We start from the raw sequence: 16,741 nt of genomic DNA on the forward strand, positions 1-16,741 counted from the left end.
TCTCTGAGTTGATATAATTATGTTTATTTGGCACTGTCTAGTTCTGAACCTCCTCCGCTGGCGTTCGTCCGTCGAGTGCCTGGTTCGGTCGTTCGTGGTTGTAGTGGTGTCTAAAGCGTCGTATCCACTGTTTCGCGCTGGATTGACTGCCCCTCCAGAAGGAATGGAAGCGGTCGATTCGCATGGTCACAGTCTGGAACCACTTTTCGATGTGGTTCCGGATTCGGTAGTCAAGCCGACCGCTCAAATCGTGACGTGAGAGGGCAGTCAGGTAGCCGCCAGCATCGACGAGAAACTCTGTCTCGGCGACATCGTGTTTCTCGGTGAGCCGATGCAGGAACGCCGCCGCGGGGTCAGTCCCGCGGCGGCTGAACACGTCAACTTCGAGCAGCAGTTTTGATTCGGTGTCGACAGCGGCGTACAACCACTTTTTCTCGCCGTCAACCTCGATCTGTTTCTCATCGACCGCGACCCGCGACGGCGACGCCGTCGGCGGGTCGCTCTGAGCCTCGGACAGCGTATGCACCCAGTTCCAGACCGCACCGTGAGAGCGATCGACACCCAGCAGGTCTAAGATCGCCACCGTCTCCCTGATCGACAGCCCCGCCGTGTGGAGACGCACTCCAAATCGCCGGACGGGTGTCGGGGTGCGCTCGTTCTCCCAAACGTCTTGACTGTCCTCCTCTAACGTTTCTCTGAGCAGGTCTGCGAGTGACATGAACACCTCTCGCTACGGCCTGCTCACTTCTCAATCCCTCAACTAGACAGTGCCGTTTATTTCATATTATCACAAAACTTGATATACAGTCTCGACTAAGTGTGTGGGCTTCGGATGCATGAAGCACTCAAAGCGGGTGCCGCTGCCGTTCGAGACATTCCCCGGTGACTTCCATGCTCTCGTCAGTGACTCTGACAGTCACCTCGTAGCGGGCACAGGTGTCGGTGTTCTATCTACTTCTCTGTATCTCGCACGCCCCACGATGACCTACCGAGAAACCATCAAAAAAGTGGCTGTTGAATACAGAGTGTCAGCCTTGTTTAGACGCGGTGCATATCGTCCTCTACGGCTTGTACCCAAACACCGAAACCGAGTCGAGAGGCACTCCCGGGCTGGTTCTGTTTGCCCGATACAGACACTAACCGACGCCTTCAGGTGCGTCTAAACAAGGCCCAGAGGGTGTATTCAGCAGGGGCTATTTTCGAGTCACGGAGAATAATCCGTATGTGATGGTATCTCATAGGTTCTTGTAGCATTCATCAGAGTCATTCGTCGGGATACTCCAACAGTAGATCCCCGACGAAGACATACGGGTGATCGAAGGCGCTTACTTCACCGAAGGTGACCGGCTCATCCGGTGGCTGGACTGCTCCGAGCGACCTGCCATCCATTCGTGCAGTCGCCCGTGTAACGACGCGTACCCTCGGCGTCTTGAGATGGCCAAACTTCCCGGTTTCCGTGTGTCGCCCAAACATCCGTCTGTGCAGCGGCTCGGGGAGAGACCGTTGCATAAGTGTCAATACTCGGCTCATCACGGAGTCATCAACTGTCCCCTCGAGTTCGATGGTTGCCCCCTCACTCACGTTGACGGTAATGTCGATGTGGTCGGTGGTCCATTCCCACTCCATCTCGGCCATTATTGACCGACTCCAATCGTGGAAGGCGGCAATTTCAGCATCGGCACCTTCTGTGTCATAATAGAGGATCCGCGTGTCGTCTGGTTCGACGACCCAGAACTCCCTGTATCCGCCGAGGTCGGTCGGCGTCGATTCGAAGTCGTACAACCAGATACTGTGTCCGCTCTCGAAGCAGATACCTGGTAATATCCGTCCACTGAATGGCTGGAGAGATTCGTCGCTGAGACGTTGATCGATGGTAGTATTTTGTGCCATGGTATCATACTACGATGAAAAACCAAATTAAGTTTCTGACTCGATTTGGAAGCCTGTCACCTCTCGTATATGGTTGGCCGATATGCGCCCTGTCTCTTCCACGCGAGTCCTGACAGGACTTGGATAGACAGTGCGTGCGAAGCTTTCTATGACACGCTCTAACGATCGAACTCCCTCTCTGGCGGCAGTAATCTCAGAAAACAGGATGGATTCTCGTGACTAAGCCAGATCCGTTACGCGTAGAGTACATAACCGTAGACGAACTCATCGATTTCATCACGTATGCGGTCGAGAGTATCAGTCTCGGATTCGATCGATGGGGTGATGACCACATCCGTGGGCCAGGGCTGTATTTTGTCATTGTCACTGGCGTGCACTCCGGCGAATATGCCGACCCGATGAGTGGCAGTCACTGGCCGACCGAGGACTGCCACGTCGTGACTGAAGATCTCGACAGGTTTGTCACGTCAGCCCGAGCGGTCGGGCACACAAACGACGGTGCAGTCATAATCAGTACGGATGGAACCATCCAGGAGCAAATGGTCCGCATCAAAAGCCAGAGCGGCAATGGGACTACAGACAAAAAGCCAGGCTATCGAGTACGCCGACTGGATGGGTACAAAACACATGAGCGCAATCGAGGTCTCCGTCCGTGAAGAGGTGGTAGCCACGGTTACACTCAGCGAAGAGAACGGCCGAATGTCCATATTCAAGGACGGTGACTACGACGACTATCTACGCGAAAAATTGGGTGGTGTCTGGCGGTCGAGAGAGTGAATGTATGCCGCCTATAGCTATCCTTCAGACTGGAGAGGGTCTTTATGAGCAAGTCTATCGAAGCGGTAGTATGGGAGGAGACGACGATCAGGGTCTTACAACGGACGACATTTATTACGAATAGGTTTTTGAGCCATACACTGCGGGGGAACTCGTCTCGTCTTTTGATGTCCCGAAAGACTGCGTTCGCAAGCTTATGCAACGGCTCTCTAGCTCGGGGAAGCTTCCAAAAAAGAAATCCAAGCCAAACCAGGCCATCTGGATTCGAGACGCATCAGTTCAAGAGTGTGCAAACTGCAGGTACAAATATGAAGTCAAATTTCATCACCCGGTGTGGAGAACAGGTATAGCGAGGGAGACTCCCACTCATGAACGTCCTTGTTCCCGTCCGATATCCGCTCACAGAGACCAACAAACAGGCGATCCGGCGAGGGATTGCGCTTGTAGATGCCGATGACGATTCGGAACTCCTCATTTTCCACATGAACGAGGTGCAGAAAGATCAGCGTATCAATCGACAGTCGTTACGCGACGCCGTTGAATCCGCGTTCGACGGACTTACTGCAAGTTACGTCGTGCGCGACGGGTTTTTTGCTGAAGAGGCGATTATCGAAGCGGCGATCCAGTTCGACACGGATTGTATTGTCCTGAGCAAATATCGTCGTGACCGGTGGAAACAGCTTCTCGAAAAGATTCTCGACCTGGATCATGATCCTGAACAACTCATTCACGAAACGACGGGAATCACAATCGAAGTCATTACTGAGAGCGACCACGCGTCCAGCAACGCATGAGTACGTCACTACTGTCACGAGTACGGGATCACTGGATTGGCTGGCAAGCCCTCGGACTCCGTGTGACTATCACCCTTACTGCTGCTGTCGCATTACTGTCCGTTGTGACGGGAATCGCAAATATCAGTGCGCAGTCTGTTGCCGGTCCTATCGCCGAATTCATCCCACCCGCAATCCAGCGCACGGCTGGATTTACCGGGGCATTAACCGGTTTTCTCATGATCGGGAGTGCCTACGGAATGCGTCGCAGGCTTCGAATTGCCTGGTACTCGACTGTCATTCTATTGCCTGTCACGGCACTCCAGGGCGTGTTGCAGTCGAGTCCGCTCTCGGTGCCACTGATCGTTCTCTCCATCCTGGCGATGCCGAACGTCCTGTACAATCGCCGGCAATTCGACCGAGCGGTGGAACTGACGACTGGTCAAATCGCTGCCGGGATGGCGATCATCGGAGCACAGGTATATGGAACCGCTGGAGCCTACGCGCTCCGCGAAGATTTCACTAATGTCAGTACACTCGTGGACGCGTTCTACTACACGCTGGTTACCGCCAGTACGGTCGGATACGGTGATGCTGCGCCGACATCACAGGTAGCACGGCTGTTCGGGATGTCCGTCGTCATCATCGGAACAGCCAGTTTCGCGGTTGCACTCGGAACACTCTTGGGGCCACTCATCCAAGCACGCTTTGCGAAAGCACTCGGGAGAATGTCTGAAGACGAACTTGGACTCCTCAACGATCATATACTCATCCTCGGATACAGTGATATCGTTCAGGTGATTCTCGACGACATCCAGAACCGTGGCGATGTACTCGTCGTCTCGCCCGACAGAGAGGCTGTGCGCGAACTAACTGATCGGGGCGTTAATGCACTCACTGCGGAGCCAGATGATGAGGATTCTCTCCATCAGGCCGGCGTTGAGCGTGCCCGGACAGTTATTGTCGCAACAAACGACGACGCAGCCGATGCGTTGACAATACTGACCGTTCGACAACTCAATCCCGAGATTGATATCCTCGCTATTGCCACCAACCGCGAGAACATGAAGAAACTGGAACGTGCAGGTGCGAATACCGTCATTAGTCCGGCAGTCATCGCCGCACAGCAACTCGTGGAATCAGCTCTCGGAGTCGATTCCGATACCGGATTTGACCTTCTGAATGAGCAGCGTGATGATGAGCCAGATTCCTCATGACCCCATCAGAAAATTTTGCTAAGGATTGAGTGCGCTGTAGGGAGCGTACCACGGAGCAGTGCTCCACCGAACCCGAGACTGATGAGTCCCATCATAACGGCGAACTGTGATCATCTCACTCTCCAACCTCACCTACCTTATTCGAGACTTACTGGATGTTATTCACTTGCCTGCCACAGTTTGGACAATACCTGACAGAAGATAATACGGGGTGGAGAAACTTCACTTCGAATTCGTAGTCACAGTGTGGACAGGTATTATCGGGCGGTTCACGCATCCAAATTCGGAGATTGGGTTCCGGTTCCTTCTTTCGAACCTTCCCCGCCCCGGCGAGACGTCGAAGTATCGACCACATATTACCGAGAGACGTTCCGATACGGTCTGCCAGTTCTTGCGTGGTATAGGGTACGAACGGTTCCATCTCCTCGTAGACTGTTTCCTCTGAGGGCTGGTCGGAATCCCGATTGTCCGTTGGTGGGTCTGTAGGCATTTGCTAATAATACGCTCTGGTCCGTTGTTAAACCACTTCTATTCTGTAACCGAATCGAATTCAGGTTATACACATGATTAGGGTGTCATAGAACAGTTCACGAGGTAGTTTGTTTCAGGATTTTTGAAGAAGAACTATCTTCTCAGTACATCTGCTTATCCATCGATAGGCGGTGGTGCAGAATACGTTTCAAGGTCTAACTCGGCGGATTTCAGTTTGAGTTGACCTCATCAGTGACCGGTTAATTAGCGAAGATTTGTTTCCGATTCCTGAAGAGCAGTCAAGTGACATTATAAATCGAGATCTGGCGGTAGAGGGTCTGTGAAGACTTCTGCACCACCGCCCATCGATAGTGAAACTCTGGTCGAAAGAGATAGTACCAGTCGGTCACCCATCAGCGTCAGCATCCCCACCGTCAGCATCTGCGTCAGCGTCTCTTCCATCCGAATCAGCGTCACCATCGTCACTATCGGAATCGCTGTCCTCGTCATCGCTATCTATGTCGGTAACCGAACTTGGCTTCGAATCGGTTTGGACGGTAGCCGAGTTCGATGAGTTCGAAGTTTTCCCGGCGTCAGCGCCAATACTGTAGAGAAAAAGAGGGGGGCAGATATATGCGGCAATTGCCAGCACCACAAAGAGCCGGTCGATGAAGATGAGCAGCCCAAAGGCGGTAAGCGCCGCCGCTGAAGCTGTATGAATCGCAGTATGGGTGTATTCACGGTAATACTTCCACAATCCGTCCAGCCATTGTGCTGTTGCTGATACTGGCCCCTCTCCGGCTGCTATCAGAGGCATACACAACCGTTAGTGATTCAAGACTAAAACCCTCAGCTTTATCTCGATATTAACTGCACGCTCTGTACTGACCAACTCGAAGATGCGAAGACCGGGTATGAGAAACGTTGTATGACACCCTACACATGATGGCTGCACGAACGGTTTTGATATCGGTGTCGTCCGAACAATAATTACGATGCTCGGTCCAACATGGGTATGAAGATTTTTGAGACACAGCTTCCCGGCGTCGGACGGCGTTACGAGGTTTCATTTCCCGACGGAGGGACGTTCACAATCGTTATCCACAACGACGGAACACGAACGGCGTTTTGGCAAGATGACCCGGACGGCGACGGCGAAAAACTGTTCACGACGAGTGAGCGCGATGCTGAGAAAATTGCGGAAATCTTCGAAGGCGTCTTTTTCCAGCCCGTCTCCGACGAGCTCGACGACGCGCTCTCGGGCGCTCGTATCAAATGGGTGGCTATCCCAACGGGTTCACCGGTCACTGGACAGACGATCGGTGATGTCGGTATCCGAACGAGGACGGGAATCTCTGTCCTCGCTGTCGAACGCGATGACCAGATAATCGCAAACCCGACCCCGAACACGCAGCTATTAGCGGATGACGTTCTCGTCGTCGTCGGTGATGACGATGCACATCAAGCGCTTGAAGAGCTGCTCTCGAAACTCGAATAGGCTATGGCACGCGAGCCACCACCGGAACAATAATTCACCTGTAGATACCTGTCACATCCGTGGCTTCGACGAGTCTCATACTTTCGGCCGGTGTATTTCTTACAGTTCTTACGTTGGGCGGCTTGATTGCCGTTCGAATCGGCCAATCGGTCATTCCGGCGTACATTCTCGTCGGTGTTCTCATCGGTCCCTTTGCACCCTCAATTGGTGGCGTCTCTCTCACCGTCGTGGACTCGACGGAGTTCATTCGGCTGTTGGCCGACCTAGGTGTGATATTTCTGTTGTTCTTTGTCGGCCTGGAGTTGAGCCTGACGTCATTACTCCAGAAACGCTCGCAGTTCCTCCGAGCTGGAGCAATCGACATCGGCGTCAGTTTCCCACTCGGTATCATTGTCGGTTTTCTCTTCGGGTTCACGCTTCTCGAATCACTGTTCATCGGCCTCATCGCGTTCAATTCCTCAACGGTCATTATCGCTAAATCCCTCCTTGATTTAGAATGGATCGTCAATACAGAGAGCGAGGCGATTCTCGGTGTGATCGTCATCGAGGACATACTCACTGCTGCCGTATTCGCCGTTCTTTCGGCAGTTCTGCTTGGCGCTGCCGACATTGCTTCACTCGGTCGGACACTCGGACAGGCAGCAGTTGTGTTGGTGGCACTGTCGCTGTTCGCCTACTACGGTGGGGAGTACCTCGACCGAGCGTTCGACATCCAGTCGAGTGAACTGTTCCTCCTCGGCGTCCTCGGTCTGACAGCGCTCGTCGCGGGACTCGGCTTCGCCGCCGGCGTCAGTGACGCCATCGTGGCGTTCCTCGTCGGCCTGGCGTTCGGACAGACGTCCCACGTCGAGCGAATCGAGACCAAACTCGCTCCGAGTCGTGACCTCTTCGCGGCAGTGTTCTTCTTCGTCATCGGCCTCCAGACCGACCCTCGGCTCGTGCTCTCGGTCGCGGGATTCGTTCTCGTTGCCGTTATGGTCACGGTGGTTGGACAGATCCTGAGCGGGTTCTTCGCCGGTCGGAGTTTCGGCCTCTCGATCGAGCAGGCATCGCGGATGGCGAGTGCGCTCGTTCCCCGTGGAGAGTTCTCGCTGGTGATTGCAGCATTTCTCGTCACTACGGGGACCACTGACGCTCTCAGGGAGACGATTCCAGCGTTCACTGTCGGCTACGTCTTGCTCACGAGTATCCTTGGTACGATACTAATGCGGAACGCACATCTCATCGAACAGGTTGCACGAACATTCTCGCCAGAGTGACGACGTTGTCACGTGCCGCTTTGGATCAACTCATTCAGCGCTGCGTGTTCCTCTCGTGTTCCGATGGCGACGAGGATGTCCTCGCTGTTGAGTTCGAAATCAGATGCTGGATTCGGTATTGTTTCAGTGTCCCGCTGGACGGCGATTACCGTCGTGCCTGTGTGGCTTTTGATTTTGCTTTCCTCTAGTGTCTGTCCTGCGATAGGGGAGTCCACTGAGATGTCGATCCATTCGATGATGGCATCACCGAGCGGGACTGTTAGTTCGTTCACGTTCACCGACTCGAAGTACGCCCCTTCGAGAATCGACCCGAGCTTGTTCGCTTCATCTCCCGCCAGATCAAGGAGTTTCTCACCGTTCGCTTCTCGGTTGGTTCGTCTGTAGAGTTCACAGCGCCCATCATGATGGACGACGACCGATGCAAGGCTGTCATCGGCTAGTTCGAGATCGAATTTACGGCCGACCCCCGGGAGGTCAGTCTCGTAGACGGTCATACCAACTGTCGGTCAGCCTTCCGAATAATACTGTGGCTTCTCTTCGCTATGTCGTGGGCTTGAGATAGCATCGGAAACACGTGCGACGCACGAATGCACGGAACACTCCTGCCTTCCGTTATTCGAGCCAGGTGTGCCTTGATAGTGGCTTCGTCTGAATCAGATGAGTCAATTCGGTCACATCAAGCACCGAAGTGATGGCCGGTACGCGCGTTCTATACAGCAGGAGGGCCATTAGTTGTAGGTCGCTTGGCGACATTCTCATACCGGACCGCCACACTCGTGTGAGTTGAGTTCTCACTTTACTGGACCAGGTTGGTACTCATCTCCAGAGTTTACTAACTGTACTAAATGACCCAATTCAGCCGTTCGAACGGTTTTAGCCGCTATACAGAAATGATATACTCAGATATAATATGACCCGCCTTATTAAATCACGTTCATTTTGTGAGACTTCTTCAAAGGGCGTTCAGGACCTCCGAGACGATATTAGTTCTCACAAAGAGCACAACGTGGTCGCCGGTCTCAATTATGGTATCTCCTCGGGGGACAACGAATTCATGGTCGCGGGTAACTGCCCCAATGACGACGGCGGATGGAAGGTCAGCGACGCTCTCTTCGATTGGACGATTAGTGAGAACACTTTCTTCGCCGATTTCGATCTCGATAACCTCTGCCTGGCGACCTTCGATGAGCGAGAGATTTTCGATCTCCCCCTCCTGAGTAAAGCGAATAATCTCTTCGGCAGTTACTTTTCGGGGGTTGACTGCAACGTCGACGCCAACCGCCTCAAACAATGTTGCGTATTCCCCGTCTTCAACGATTGCGACCGTCCGCTGAACACCGATATTCTCGGCTAGTAAGGTAACCAGGAGATTCTTCTCATCACTGTCTGTCGCTGCGATGAGTGTTCCAGCCTGGTCAATATTTTCGTTGAAGAGGAACTCTGCATCAGTTGCATCGTGGTTGAGTATCAAGGTGTGCTGTAATGTCTCGGCCAGCTCCTGAGCCCGATCTGCATCCTGTTCGATCAACCGTGGCTCGATATTCTGTTCTTCCAGTCGGTTTGCGGTATAATATCCGATATCGCTGCCGCCGACGATGACAATATCGTCGCTCCCGTCTGGAAGATTCGGTGAGGCAGCCGTTCTCGAAAAAGCCTGAATGCTTGTCGGCTCACCGATGACGATTACCCTATCTCCGGCCTTGATAGCGGTATCTCCGTCCGGGATTATGATGTTCCCATCTCGGGCGAGCGCAGCAAAAGTCAGTGCTTCGAATCGGTCGGCCTCCGCAACAGTTTGACCGACAAGTTCGTTGTCTCCGGTAAGCTCAAACTCAGCCATCTGGACAAGGCCACTGGCGAATGTCTCAGCATCAATTGCGGATGGCAGTCCAATGATACGAGCGACGTTGTCTGCTGTCTGGAGATTCGTCGAGACCATGAAGTTGACACCGAAAGCTCCCTCGTACTGCTTCCACGTCTTGAAAAACGTCTTATCACGAACTCTGGCAATTGTAAAGGCGTCACTGACAGTTTTCGCTGTTCCACACGTGACTAGGTTCGTCTTGTCGTTGTCAGTACTCGCAACCAGCATATCCGCCTCTGTTATATTGGCTTGTTGTAGTGTCTCCAGAGAACTCCCATCTCCTTTGATCGGCAGCACATCTGTAGAATAGGTGAGTTGTTCGACCTTTTCCGGGTTGGTGTCAATAACGACGACATCGTGGTCTGCAGCAAGACTCGTAGCGATATTCGCTCCGACCTCGCCAGCGCCGACGATTACTACTCGCATCGACTCCCGGGAACCGTTCATACGTGACTAATAGATGACTTCTCCTAAAGGGTGTTCCGCACGTATCGCTAGTGGAGAGGGATTTCCCGCTCCTGAACGTACTGTCCAAACACTGAACAGGTGCCCGTGAACCACCTCAAATCAATCCCTGAGGCACTTGGCTTGCTCCGCCTGTAGAGTTCTCCACCGCTACAAGTGATGAGCCAGATCAAATCACTGTCGAGACCAACTGAATCGCTGGCGGGAGGGTAATCCGGAGCAGTGCCCCACCGAAGCCGAGACTGATGAAGCCCCACAGGACAGTGAACTGCGATTTGTCGTCTTCTACTCCCATCAAGAGATGATACAAAACGAGCGATCCGGAAGTCTGGACGAGAAACAGTCCAACAAGTGCCCCACTACTGACGAAGAACGGATCTGATTCGAGCGAAAGGATTGGATACGATAGCTCGGGCCAGCCGAATAGAATCGCAGAGATGGCTATGCCGAGGTATAGCAGGAACACGGTAGTCACGAGGATAGTACCACGAATACCGACAAAAAATGAGAGTTTGAGATACGACTCAAGAAGGACTGCCATCCTCGCCAGGCGTGATTGGGACGGGTTCAATGTATCAGTCACGGACTTCTTCTTTCGGTATTAGTAAGGAACGGATATTAATATACTGGAGAAGTAGGTAATATTCTTCTCTCCGAACTCAAAGATAGAGAAGTACGCTAGTGGTCTGTACTATCCGGTAGATACACACTCTTAACAGATAGTGGCTGTACTGACCAGTATGAGCAGTGAGTCTACGGACGAGGAACTCCTCGCACACGTGCTTCTTCCCGTCGCTAACGAGGATGACGCGTTGGCAACGGCGGAGGCTCTCAAACCCTACGGACCGAATCATGTGACAGCCCTCCATGTCGTAGAGAAAGGGGGTGGTGTACCGGATAAGTCACCAGTCGAACAATCCGAACAACTGGCCGCGGAATCGTACGATGCCGTCCGGTCCGTATTCCCCGACGCCAACGACCACACCGCCTACGGGCGGGACGTAGCCGACGAGATCTTCAAAGCTGCCGACGAGGTTGATGCCAGTGCTATTGCTTATCGAGCCCGTGGCGGGAACCGGCTTATGGATTTTCTCTCCGGTGACATTTCACTGAAGCTGGTCACAAAGGCTGACCGCCCCGTCATTGCCCTTCCCCGTGAGGAGGAAAAATGAGCGACGAAGACCTCGCCAAGGACCTCGGACCACTGGCGGCCCTGACCATCGGCGTCGGAACGATGATCGGGGCAGGCATATTCGTCCTTCCCGGGGAGGCTATCCTCAAGGCTGGATCATTCGCATCTGTAGCGTTCATCCTCGGCGGCGTGATTGCCATGTTCACGGCGCTGTCAGCCAGCGAACTCGGCACCGCAATGCCCCGATCGGGTGGGGCGTACTACTATGTCAATCACGCTCTCGGCCCCATGTTTGGCTCAGTCGCCGGATGGGCCAACTGGCTTGGACTGGCCTTCGCCAGCGCCTTCTACATGGTCGGATTCGGCCGCTACATTGCCCGTATCTTCGGACTCTCCGGTAGTGTCGGCGTCGGTCCGATATCGATTACCGTGGTGAAATTGATAGCGCTTGTCGGTGGGGCCTTCTTCGTCCTCATCAATTACGTGGGGGCGAAGGAAACCGGCCGATTACAGAACATCATCGTTGTCTTGCTTATCGGTATCCTCACTGTGTTCACGTTCCTCGGGACGCTTAGAGCCGAGCCGTCGAACCTCCCGGCTGCTACTGACGTCGTCACTACGCTGGAAACCACGGGACTCATCTTCGTCTCCTATCTCGGCTTCGTCCAGATTACGAGCGTGGCCGAGGAGATCAAAGACCCCGGAAAGAACCTGCCGCGGGCGGTCATCGGCAGCGTCGTCATCGTGACCGTCATCTACGCTCTCGTGCTGGTGATCATGAGCGCGGCCGTCCCACAGGGATTCATCGCGGACATCATCAGTTCTGACGCCGAGAACCCCATCGCCGTCGTCGAGGTTGGTAACTACATCCAAGGGGCCGCAATGGGGGGTGCACTCCTGTTCGGCGGCTTGCTCGCTACCGCTTCCAGTGCGAACGCCTCCATCCTCGCGTCCTCGCGTATCAACTTCGCCATGGGCCGTGACCGGATCGTCACACCAGCACTCAACGAGATACACCCGAAGTACGGGACACCATACAGAGCAATTGGCATCACCGGCGGGCTCATTCTCCTCTTCATCATCATCGGGGACCTGACACTGCTCTCGGGTGCTGCATCGGGACTACACCTCATCATCTACGGGTTGCTGAATCTTGCACTCATCGTCATGCGTTACGTGAACCCCGATGAGTACACTCCAGATTTCGTGGTTCCGCTGTATCCCCTGATGCCGATTCTCGGTGTCGTTCTCTCCTTTGCGTTGCTAGTGTTCGTCGCCGGCGACGCCCTGTTGCTCTCCTTTGGCATTGCTGCCGCAGCAGTGCTGTGGTACGCACTCTACGCCCGTTCACGAACCGAAAAACAGGGTATCTTGTCGAAGCACATCATCTCACGGTCCGGAGAGATGCCCGACGCGGCTGTCAGCGCGGCCACTGGAGTCCAGCCGGACGGCGGGCAGTACCGCGTGATGGTGCCACTGGCCAACCCTGCACATGAGACGGACCTCATCACACTGGCCAGCGCTATCGCCAAACAGCGCGGCGGGAAGGTGGTTGCTACCCACATTGTCACGGTGCCCGACCAGACGGCGCTCTCGGCCGCGGCCGACCGGTCCGACGAGATAGACAAGAGCTCACAGCACTTACTCAACAACGCCCGCGAGGACGCTGAAACGTTCGGCGTCGATGTCGAGACACACACTATCCTGTCACACAAATCCTACGAGGCCATCTTTGACGCCGCCCGCACACATACCGCCGACCTCGTCGTGATGGGATGGGGGCCGGACTCACACGGATCACCAGGACGGGCCGAATCGGCAATGGACGAACTGACCGAGGCAGTCCCCTGTGACTTCCTGGTCCTCCGTGACCGCGGGTTCGACCCCTCGCGCATCCTGCTTCCCACAGCTGGCGGTCCTGACTCTGAGCTGTCAGCCGACATTGCGAAGCTGCTCCAGTCCGAATACGACTCCGAGGTGACGCTGCTCAACGTCAACGACGACCGTGAGGCAGGCGAGCAGTTCCTCCAAGATTGGGCGGCCGACCAGGAATTAGAGGACGCCGAACTCCTCGTCAAATCCGGTGACATCGAGACGGCGATCCAGAACGCATCTCATGACGCCACACTCCTGCTCATCGGCGCGACCGAGGAGGGGCTACTTCGCCGACTCGTCTCCAGATCGCTCGTGCTGGACATCGTTGACGACGTGGAGTGTTCGGTCCTACTCGCGGAGAAACACCGCAACCGTGGACTGCTCGAACGGCTATTCTGAGACTGGACATAACCATCTTCGGCAGCGAGAGGCTTGATGGGTCTCCCTTCTGACCGAACGATCACCCTCACCGTCACGCCAAGAGTGACTGTTCCGATGGATGAGGCTGTCTATGCGATCCTCCGACCGCGGGCGAAGAGAAACCAGAAGAACGGAGAGTGGTCTCTTGATACGCACCCCGCTCTCGGTTGGCGGGAAAACGAGGTATCGGTGTTCGGGTGATGAATACAACCTCTGTATTGGCCGGTTTGCAACTCCACGTTTCAACGGAAGACCGCTGACCGATACGCGCCCTGTACGTACCGGCCGCTGGATGTTCGAGGAGTGCGTGAATGATTCTATGACACGCTCTACCCGAAAGGAATCGAAGGAGGTTCGTGAGGCCGCTACCCTTCAGACTTCGTCAAGGTATCCGCGGCGCTGTTCCAGCTTCACCTCCGCGGACCGCTTGTCGTAGTGCTTATCGAGCACTTTCCGGCTCACGTTCATTCGGTCGCTAACCACCTCGACCGGCACGTCCTCCGTGAGGAAGTGCGTGATGCTGCCGCGCCGAATCGCGTGGGGACTGACTGCTTTCGGGCACTTCTTGTCGGTGCCCTGCTCGCAGTCCGGGCACGGGTCGTTAATGTAGCACGGAGCGGTGGCCTGGTTGATCTTCCTTCTGATGGTGGTTCGACGCATCCGGCCGTACTCCGTAGTAATGAGCGGTTCTCTACCGTAATCGTCGGTGACGTCGTGCCGGATCGCGTCAACGTGATCTTCCAGCGCTTCCGTCAGCTCCGTGGACAGCGCTATGAGTCGCTCACCGGTTGTCCCGTTTTTCAGTGTCGTCCCCTGATCGGGTCGATGGACGAGTTCGACGCAATCCTCGTCGAAGTCCACGTCCACCAGATCGAGGGAGAACGCGGCTCCCATTCGCATCCCGGTCTCCCAGAGAAGCGCAAGCAACACGTGATGTGTCGACGCGTACTCGTACCGTGAGAGGTACTCAAGGATTTTCTCTGCCCGTTCGGTTTCGAGAATCTTCTCGCTGCTCTGTTCACTCCGCCGGACGCGAGGGATCATCAGCTTCGAGTAGAGATTCTCCGGAACCGCCTCCACTGAGCCGGCCCATTTGAGAAAGACGCGGAAGCCGGACATCAGATTCTTCATCGTGAGCGCGTTGACATCGTCGTCGTCGGCAATCCAGAGCCGGAACCGCTGAACGTCACGGCCCGACAGGTCGTTCAGGTTATCGATGTCCTCAGCGTCGCACCAGTTCAGAAATTTCTTCATCCGGTATCGATGGTTCCGGACGGTCGATTCTGTGCAGTCGGTCGCCTTGTGTTCGAGGAACAGCTCGACCCCGGTCTCGGGATCGAGCGGTTCGAGATCGTCTTTGTCCGTGTGCATTGTTCTCACGGACCGCCAGTAGAGAGCGTCTCCGGCCCGCGAACGGCAGCGAAGGGTCGGTACGTACCACGAACCCTGTCCGCCCCAACCCACTTCTGATATCTCGCAAGGACGAGCGGAGCGAGAACTCCGCGAGATCGAAACGGGTCGTCGGATTCGGACTCTGCAAGGCGAGCAGCGAGCCGTTCTCCGATGAGAATCCGCCCCAATCCATACCGAACCCCGTGAGCGACTGGTCCGAGTCGTCTACATTGAACCTTGCGAGACGAACGGCGTGCGTCTCGCTCCGGCGAGCCCCCATGCTGGTCCATCGCTGCCACCGCCCACCGAGAGGGAAGGCGACGGACAGGTACCGACCGGTCACGAGCCGTGTCACTCGGGGTCGGCGTGCAACGAGAGGGTGACACCGGTGACGGAAATCGAGGCGCCCAGGACAGTCAAGCCGAGGTACGCGAACGCGATCGACCCCATGTCCTGGATGGCCGCGTGGTACTCGCTGGTCGTATGCAGGAGCAGCAACAGGGTGCCTGCGACACTGGTGAGGAGTCCTGCCACGGTGACCCAGAGGCCGAACTTCGCCATAGTGTCAGCTCTGTCGCACCGCGTAAAAATAACACGCCAGCAGTGCGGGTAGTGTTTAGTTACGAGATTCAGGTCGTGAACAGCCAGAAAGCCCCGGCTGGCTGAACTCGGGGGCCTCGCTGCGGTCCTCACTCACTCTGTTCGTTGCGGTCCTTGCTTCGTCCGCCATCGTTCAGCCAGCCGCCCCTTTCAGTCCCGCCCGTAGCCGAGTGGTCCGCCGGCCTGGGCGGGACTGAAAGGGGCCGTGCTATCGGCGAACCCCGACGACGCAAGCACCTACCGGAGCGCAGCGAGTCGCGGGAGCCGATAGCACGGGGGCTTTCTGGCTCTCAAAAACGATTGCTGCGAAAGTAAACACTGCCGCAGTGCGCTCACCGGCCGCACCAGCCTGTGGTACTGGGTCGCGACAGCCACCGCGTCCGCCGGCCGTTCGACGTCGCTGGCGGTGGGCATCGGTACGAGTGCCCCTCGCCGGGCAAATTTCTCCTCGGGAGCAGGACCCGGTTCACTTTCACTTTCACTTTCACTCTCCACCCGTGGCTCGCCCCTTTCTAGCGCGGCGCCGAGGGTGGGGGTATGCCCACGCAACCGAATCAGACCACGCCCGACTCGACGACCGTCCGGCACCTGACGACCGTCGTCCTCGAAGAACGGCCGGACGGTGGCTGGGTCGCGACACAGAGCGGGATTCCAGTCGAGGGACGCGGCGGGACCGCCGCCGAAGCCGCCACGAACTACTGCCGGCAGATCGACGGCCGTGCCCGTGACGATGCGTAGAGCGACCGACGAGGTGAAGATCGAGTATCGGTGTCGTGGCTGTGACTACGCCTTCAGCGAGGCACTGGCCGGTGTCGTCGCCTGCCCGCGGTGGCACGCAATCGACGACCACGCGCGACACAGCCGCGGCCCGGCTGGGGGGTGACCCGTGCCCGGTGAGCGAGACGTGGGATCCGCCGACAGGTGGCGGATCCGGTGTCCGAACGGTCACGTCGACCTCCAGGACCAGCGCGGTCCGTCGGCGTATTGCAAGACCTGCGGGACCGCCTATCCGTACGACGACCTCGTCGACGCGCGCGAGTCGAGCGAGGTCACGCTGGTGGGACCCGCAGGTGACGCGGACTCGTAGGGTCGACCGTCGGCGGCCCGA

General features: G+C 55.9%; 18 protein-coding genes. 10 read left to right on the plus strand and 8 right to left on the minus strand.

Annotated elements, in window-relative coordinates; genetic code table 11:
- Nucleotides 1–37 precede the first annotated feature (37 nt).
- A complete protein-coding gene (locus P1K88_RS14030; RefSeq protein ID WP_276410849.1) occupies nt 38–718 on the minus strand; it encodes an IS6 family transposase in 681 nt (226 codons plus the stop codon).
- A 545-nt stretch (nt 719–1,263) separates the two neighbouring features.
- The gene (locus P1K88_RS14035) at nt 1,264–1,782 is read right to left on the minus strand and encodes a hypothetical protein (RefSeq protein ID WP_276410850.1); all 519 of its coding nucleotides are present in this window, start codon (nt 1,780–1,782) and stop codon (nt 1,264–1,266) included.
- 675 nt (nt 1,783–2,457) lie between these two features.
- Between P1K88_RS14035 and P1K88_RS14040 the strand changes: the two genes are divergently transcribed.
- From P1K88_RS14040 to P1K88_RS14050, 3 genes are all read left to right on the plus strand, one after another.
- Nucleotides 2,458–2,667 carry a diadenylate cyclase gene (locus P1K88_RS14040; protein WP_276410851.1) on the plus strand — a complete coding sequence of 70 codons (210 nt, stop codon included), beginning with the start codon at nt 2,458–2,460 and terminating at the stop codon, nt 2,665–2,667.
- A gap of 368 nt (nt 2,668–3,035) precedes the next feature.
- Nucleotides 3,036–3,461, plus strand: coding sequence for a hypothetical protein (locus tag P1K88_RS14045; protein ID WP_276410852.1), 426 nt, complete (start codon nt 3,036–3,038; stop codon nt 3,459–3,461).
- Nucleotides 3,458–4,657, plus strand: coding sequence for an NAD-binding protein (locus P1K88_RS14050; protein WP_379786768.1), 1,200 nt, complete (start codon nt 3,458–3,460; stop codon nt 4,655–4,657). Before P1K88_RS14045 ends, P1K88_RS14050 begins: the two co-directional genes overlap by 4 nt.
- A gap of 877 nt (nt 4,658–5,534) precedes the next feature.
- On the opposite strand, the gene P1K88_RS14055 is transcribed toward P1K88_RS14050, so the two are convergent.
- Entirely contained in the window at nt 5,535–5,945 is a 411-nt protein-coding gene (locus P1K88_RS14055; protein WP_276410854.1) for a hypothetical protein, read from the minus strand.
- Nucleotides 5,946–6,143: 198 nt separating this feature from the next.
- Between P1K88_RS14055 and P1K88_RS14060 the strand changes: the two genes are divergently transcribed.
- Together P1K88_RS14060 and P1K88_RS14065 are read left to right on the plus strand one after the other, a co-directional pair.
- Complete coding sequence (locus P1K88_RS14060) at nt 6,144–6,626, plus strand: cation:proton antiporter regulatory subunit (protein ID WP_276410855.1); 483 nt, start codon at nt 6,144–6,146, stop codon at nt 6,624–6,626.
- A gap of 59 nt (nt 6,627–6,685) precedes the next feature.
- Nucleotides 6,686–7,885 (plus strand): cation:proton antiporter, encoded by a 1,200-nt coding sequence (locus P1K88_RS14065; protein ID WP_276410856.1) that lies wholly within the window; start codon nt 6,686–6,688, stop codon nt 7,883–7,885.
- A gap of 8 nt (nt 7,886–7,893) precedes the next feature.
- On the opposite strand, the gene P1K88_RS14070 is transcribed toward P1K88_RS14065, so the two are convergent.
- The 3 genes from P1K88_RS14070 to P1K88_RS14080 all read right to left on the minus strand — a co-directional run bounded on the left by P1K88_RS14070 (nt 7,894) and on the right by P1K88_RS14080 (nt 10,755).
- Nucleotides 7,894–8,379: a cation:proton antiporter regulatory subunit gene (locus P1K88_RS14070; protein ID WP_276410857.1), complete on the minus strand. Its 486-nt coding sequence runs from the start codon at nt 8,377–8,379 to the stop codon at nt 7,894–7,896.
- A gap of 458 nt (nt 8,380–8,837) precedes the next feature.
- Nucleotides 8,838–10,175, minus strand: a complete 1,338-nt coding sequence (trkA, locus tag P1K88_RS14075; protein ID WP_276414151.1) for a Trk system potassium transporter TrkA — start codon at nt 10,173–10,175, stop codon at nt 8,838–8,840.
- Nucleotides 10,176–10,383: 208 nt separating this feature from the next.
- Complete coding sequence (locus tag P1K88_RS14080) at nt 10,384–10,755, minus strand: hypothetical protein (RefSeq protein ID WP_276410858.1); 372 nt, start codon at nt 10,753–10,755, stop codon at nt 10,384–10,386.
- 199 nt (nt 10,756–10,954) lie between these two features.
- Here P1K88_RS14080 and P1K88_RS14085 point away from each other — a divergent pair, with 199 nt between their 5' ends.
- Nucleotides 10,955–11,386, plus strand: coding sequence for a universal stress protein (locus tag P1K88_RS14085; RefSeq protein WP_276410859.1), 432 nt, complete (start codon nt 10,955–10,957; stop codon nt 11,384–11,386).
- Nucleotides 11,383–13,620 carry an amino acid permease gene (locus P1K88_RS14090; RefSeq protein WP_276410860.1) on the plus strand — a complete coding sequence of 746 codons (2,238 nt, stop codon included), beginning with the start codon at nt 11,383–11,385 and terminating at the stop codon, nt 13,618–13,620. The genes P1K88_RS14085 and P1K88_RS14090 overlap by 4 nt, the downstream gene beginning before the upstream one ends.
- A gap of 393 nt (nt 13,621–14,013) precedes the next feature.
- Here P1K88_RS14090 and P1K88_RS14095 read toward each other — a convergent pair whose 3' ends face one another.
- Nucleotides 14,014–15,012, minus strand: a complete 999-nt coding sequence (locus tag P1K88_RS14095; RefSeq protein ID WP_276410861.1) for a tyrosine-type recombinase/integrase — start codon at nt 15,010–15,012, stop codon at nt 14,014–14,016.
- Nucleotides 15,013–15,384: 372 nt separating this feature from the next.
- A complete protein-coding gene (locus P1K88_RS14100; RefSeq protein ID WP_276410862.1) occupies nt 15,385–15,594 on the minus strand; it encodes a hypothetical protein in 210 nt (69 codons plus the stop codon).
- Between the two features lie 576 nt (nt 15,595–16,170).
- Here P1K88_RS14100 and P1K88_RS14105 point away from each other — a divergent pair.
- From P1K88_RS14105 to P1K88_RS14115, 3 genes are read left to right on the plus strand one after another with little or no spacing between them, the layout of a single operon-like run.
- The gene (locus P1K88_RS14105; protein ID WP_276410863.1) at nt 16,171–16,371 is read left to right on the plus strand and encodes a hypothetical protein; all 201 of its coding nucleotides are present in this window, start codon (nt 16,171–16,173) and stop codon (nt 16,369–16,371) included.
- Nucleotides 16,358–16,516: a hypothetical protein gene (locus P1K88_RS14110; protein ID WP_276410864.1), complete on the plus strand. Its 159-nt coding sequence runs from the start codon at nt 16,358–16,360 to the stop codon at nt 16,514–16,516. Before P1K88_RS14105 ends, P1K88_RS14110 begins: the two co-directional genes overlap by 14 nt.
- A 21-nt stretch (nt 16,517–16,537) precedes the next feature.
- Complete coding sequence (locus P1K88_RS14115) at nt 16,538–16,720, plus strand: hypothetical protein (RefSeq protein ID WP_276410865.1); 183 nt, start codon at nt 16,538–16,540, stop codon at nt 16,718–16,720.
- Nucleotides 16,721–16,741: the final 21 nt, after the last annotated feature.

The organism is Haloarcula halobia (assembly GCF_029338255.1).
Taxonomy (GTDB): Archaea; Halobacteriota; Halobacteria; order Halobacteriales; family Haloarculaceae; genus Haloarcula; species Haloarcula halobia.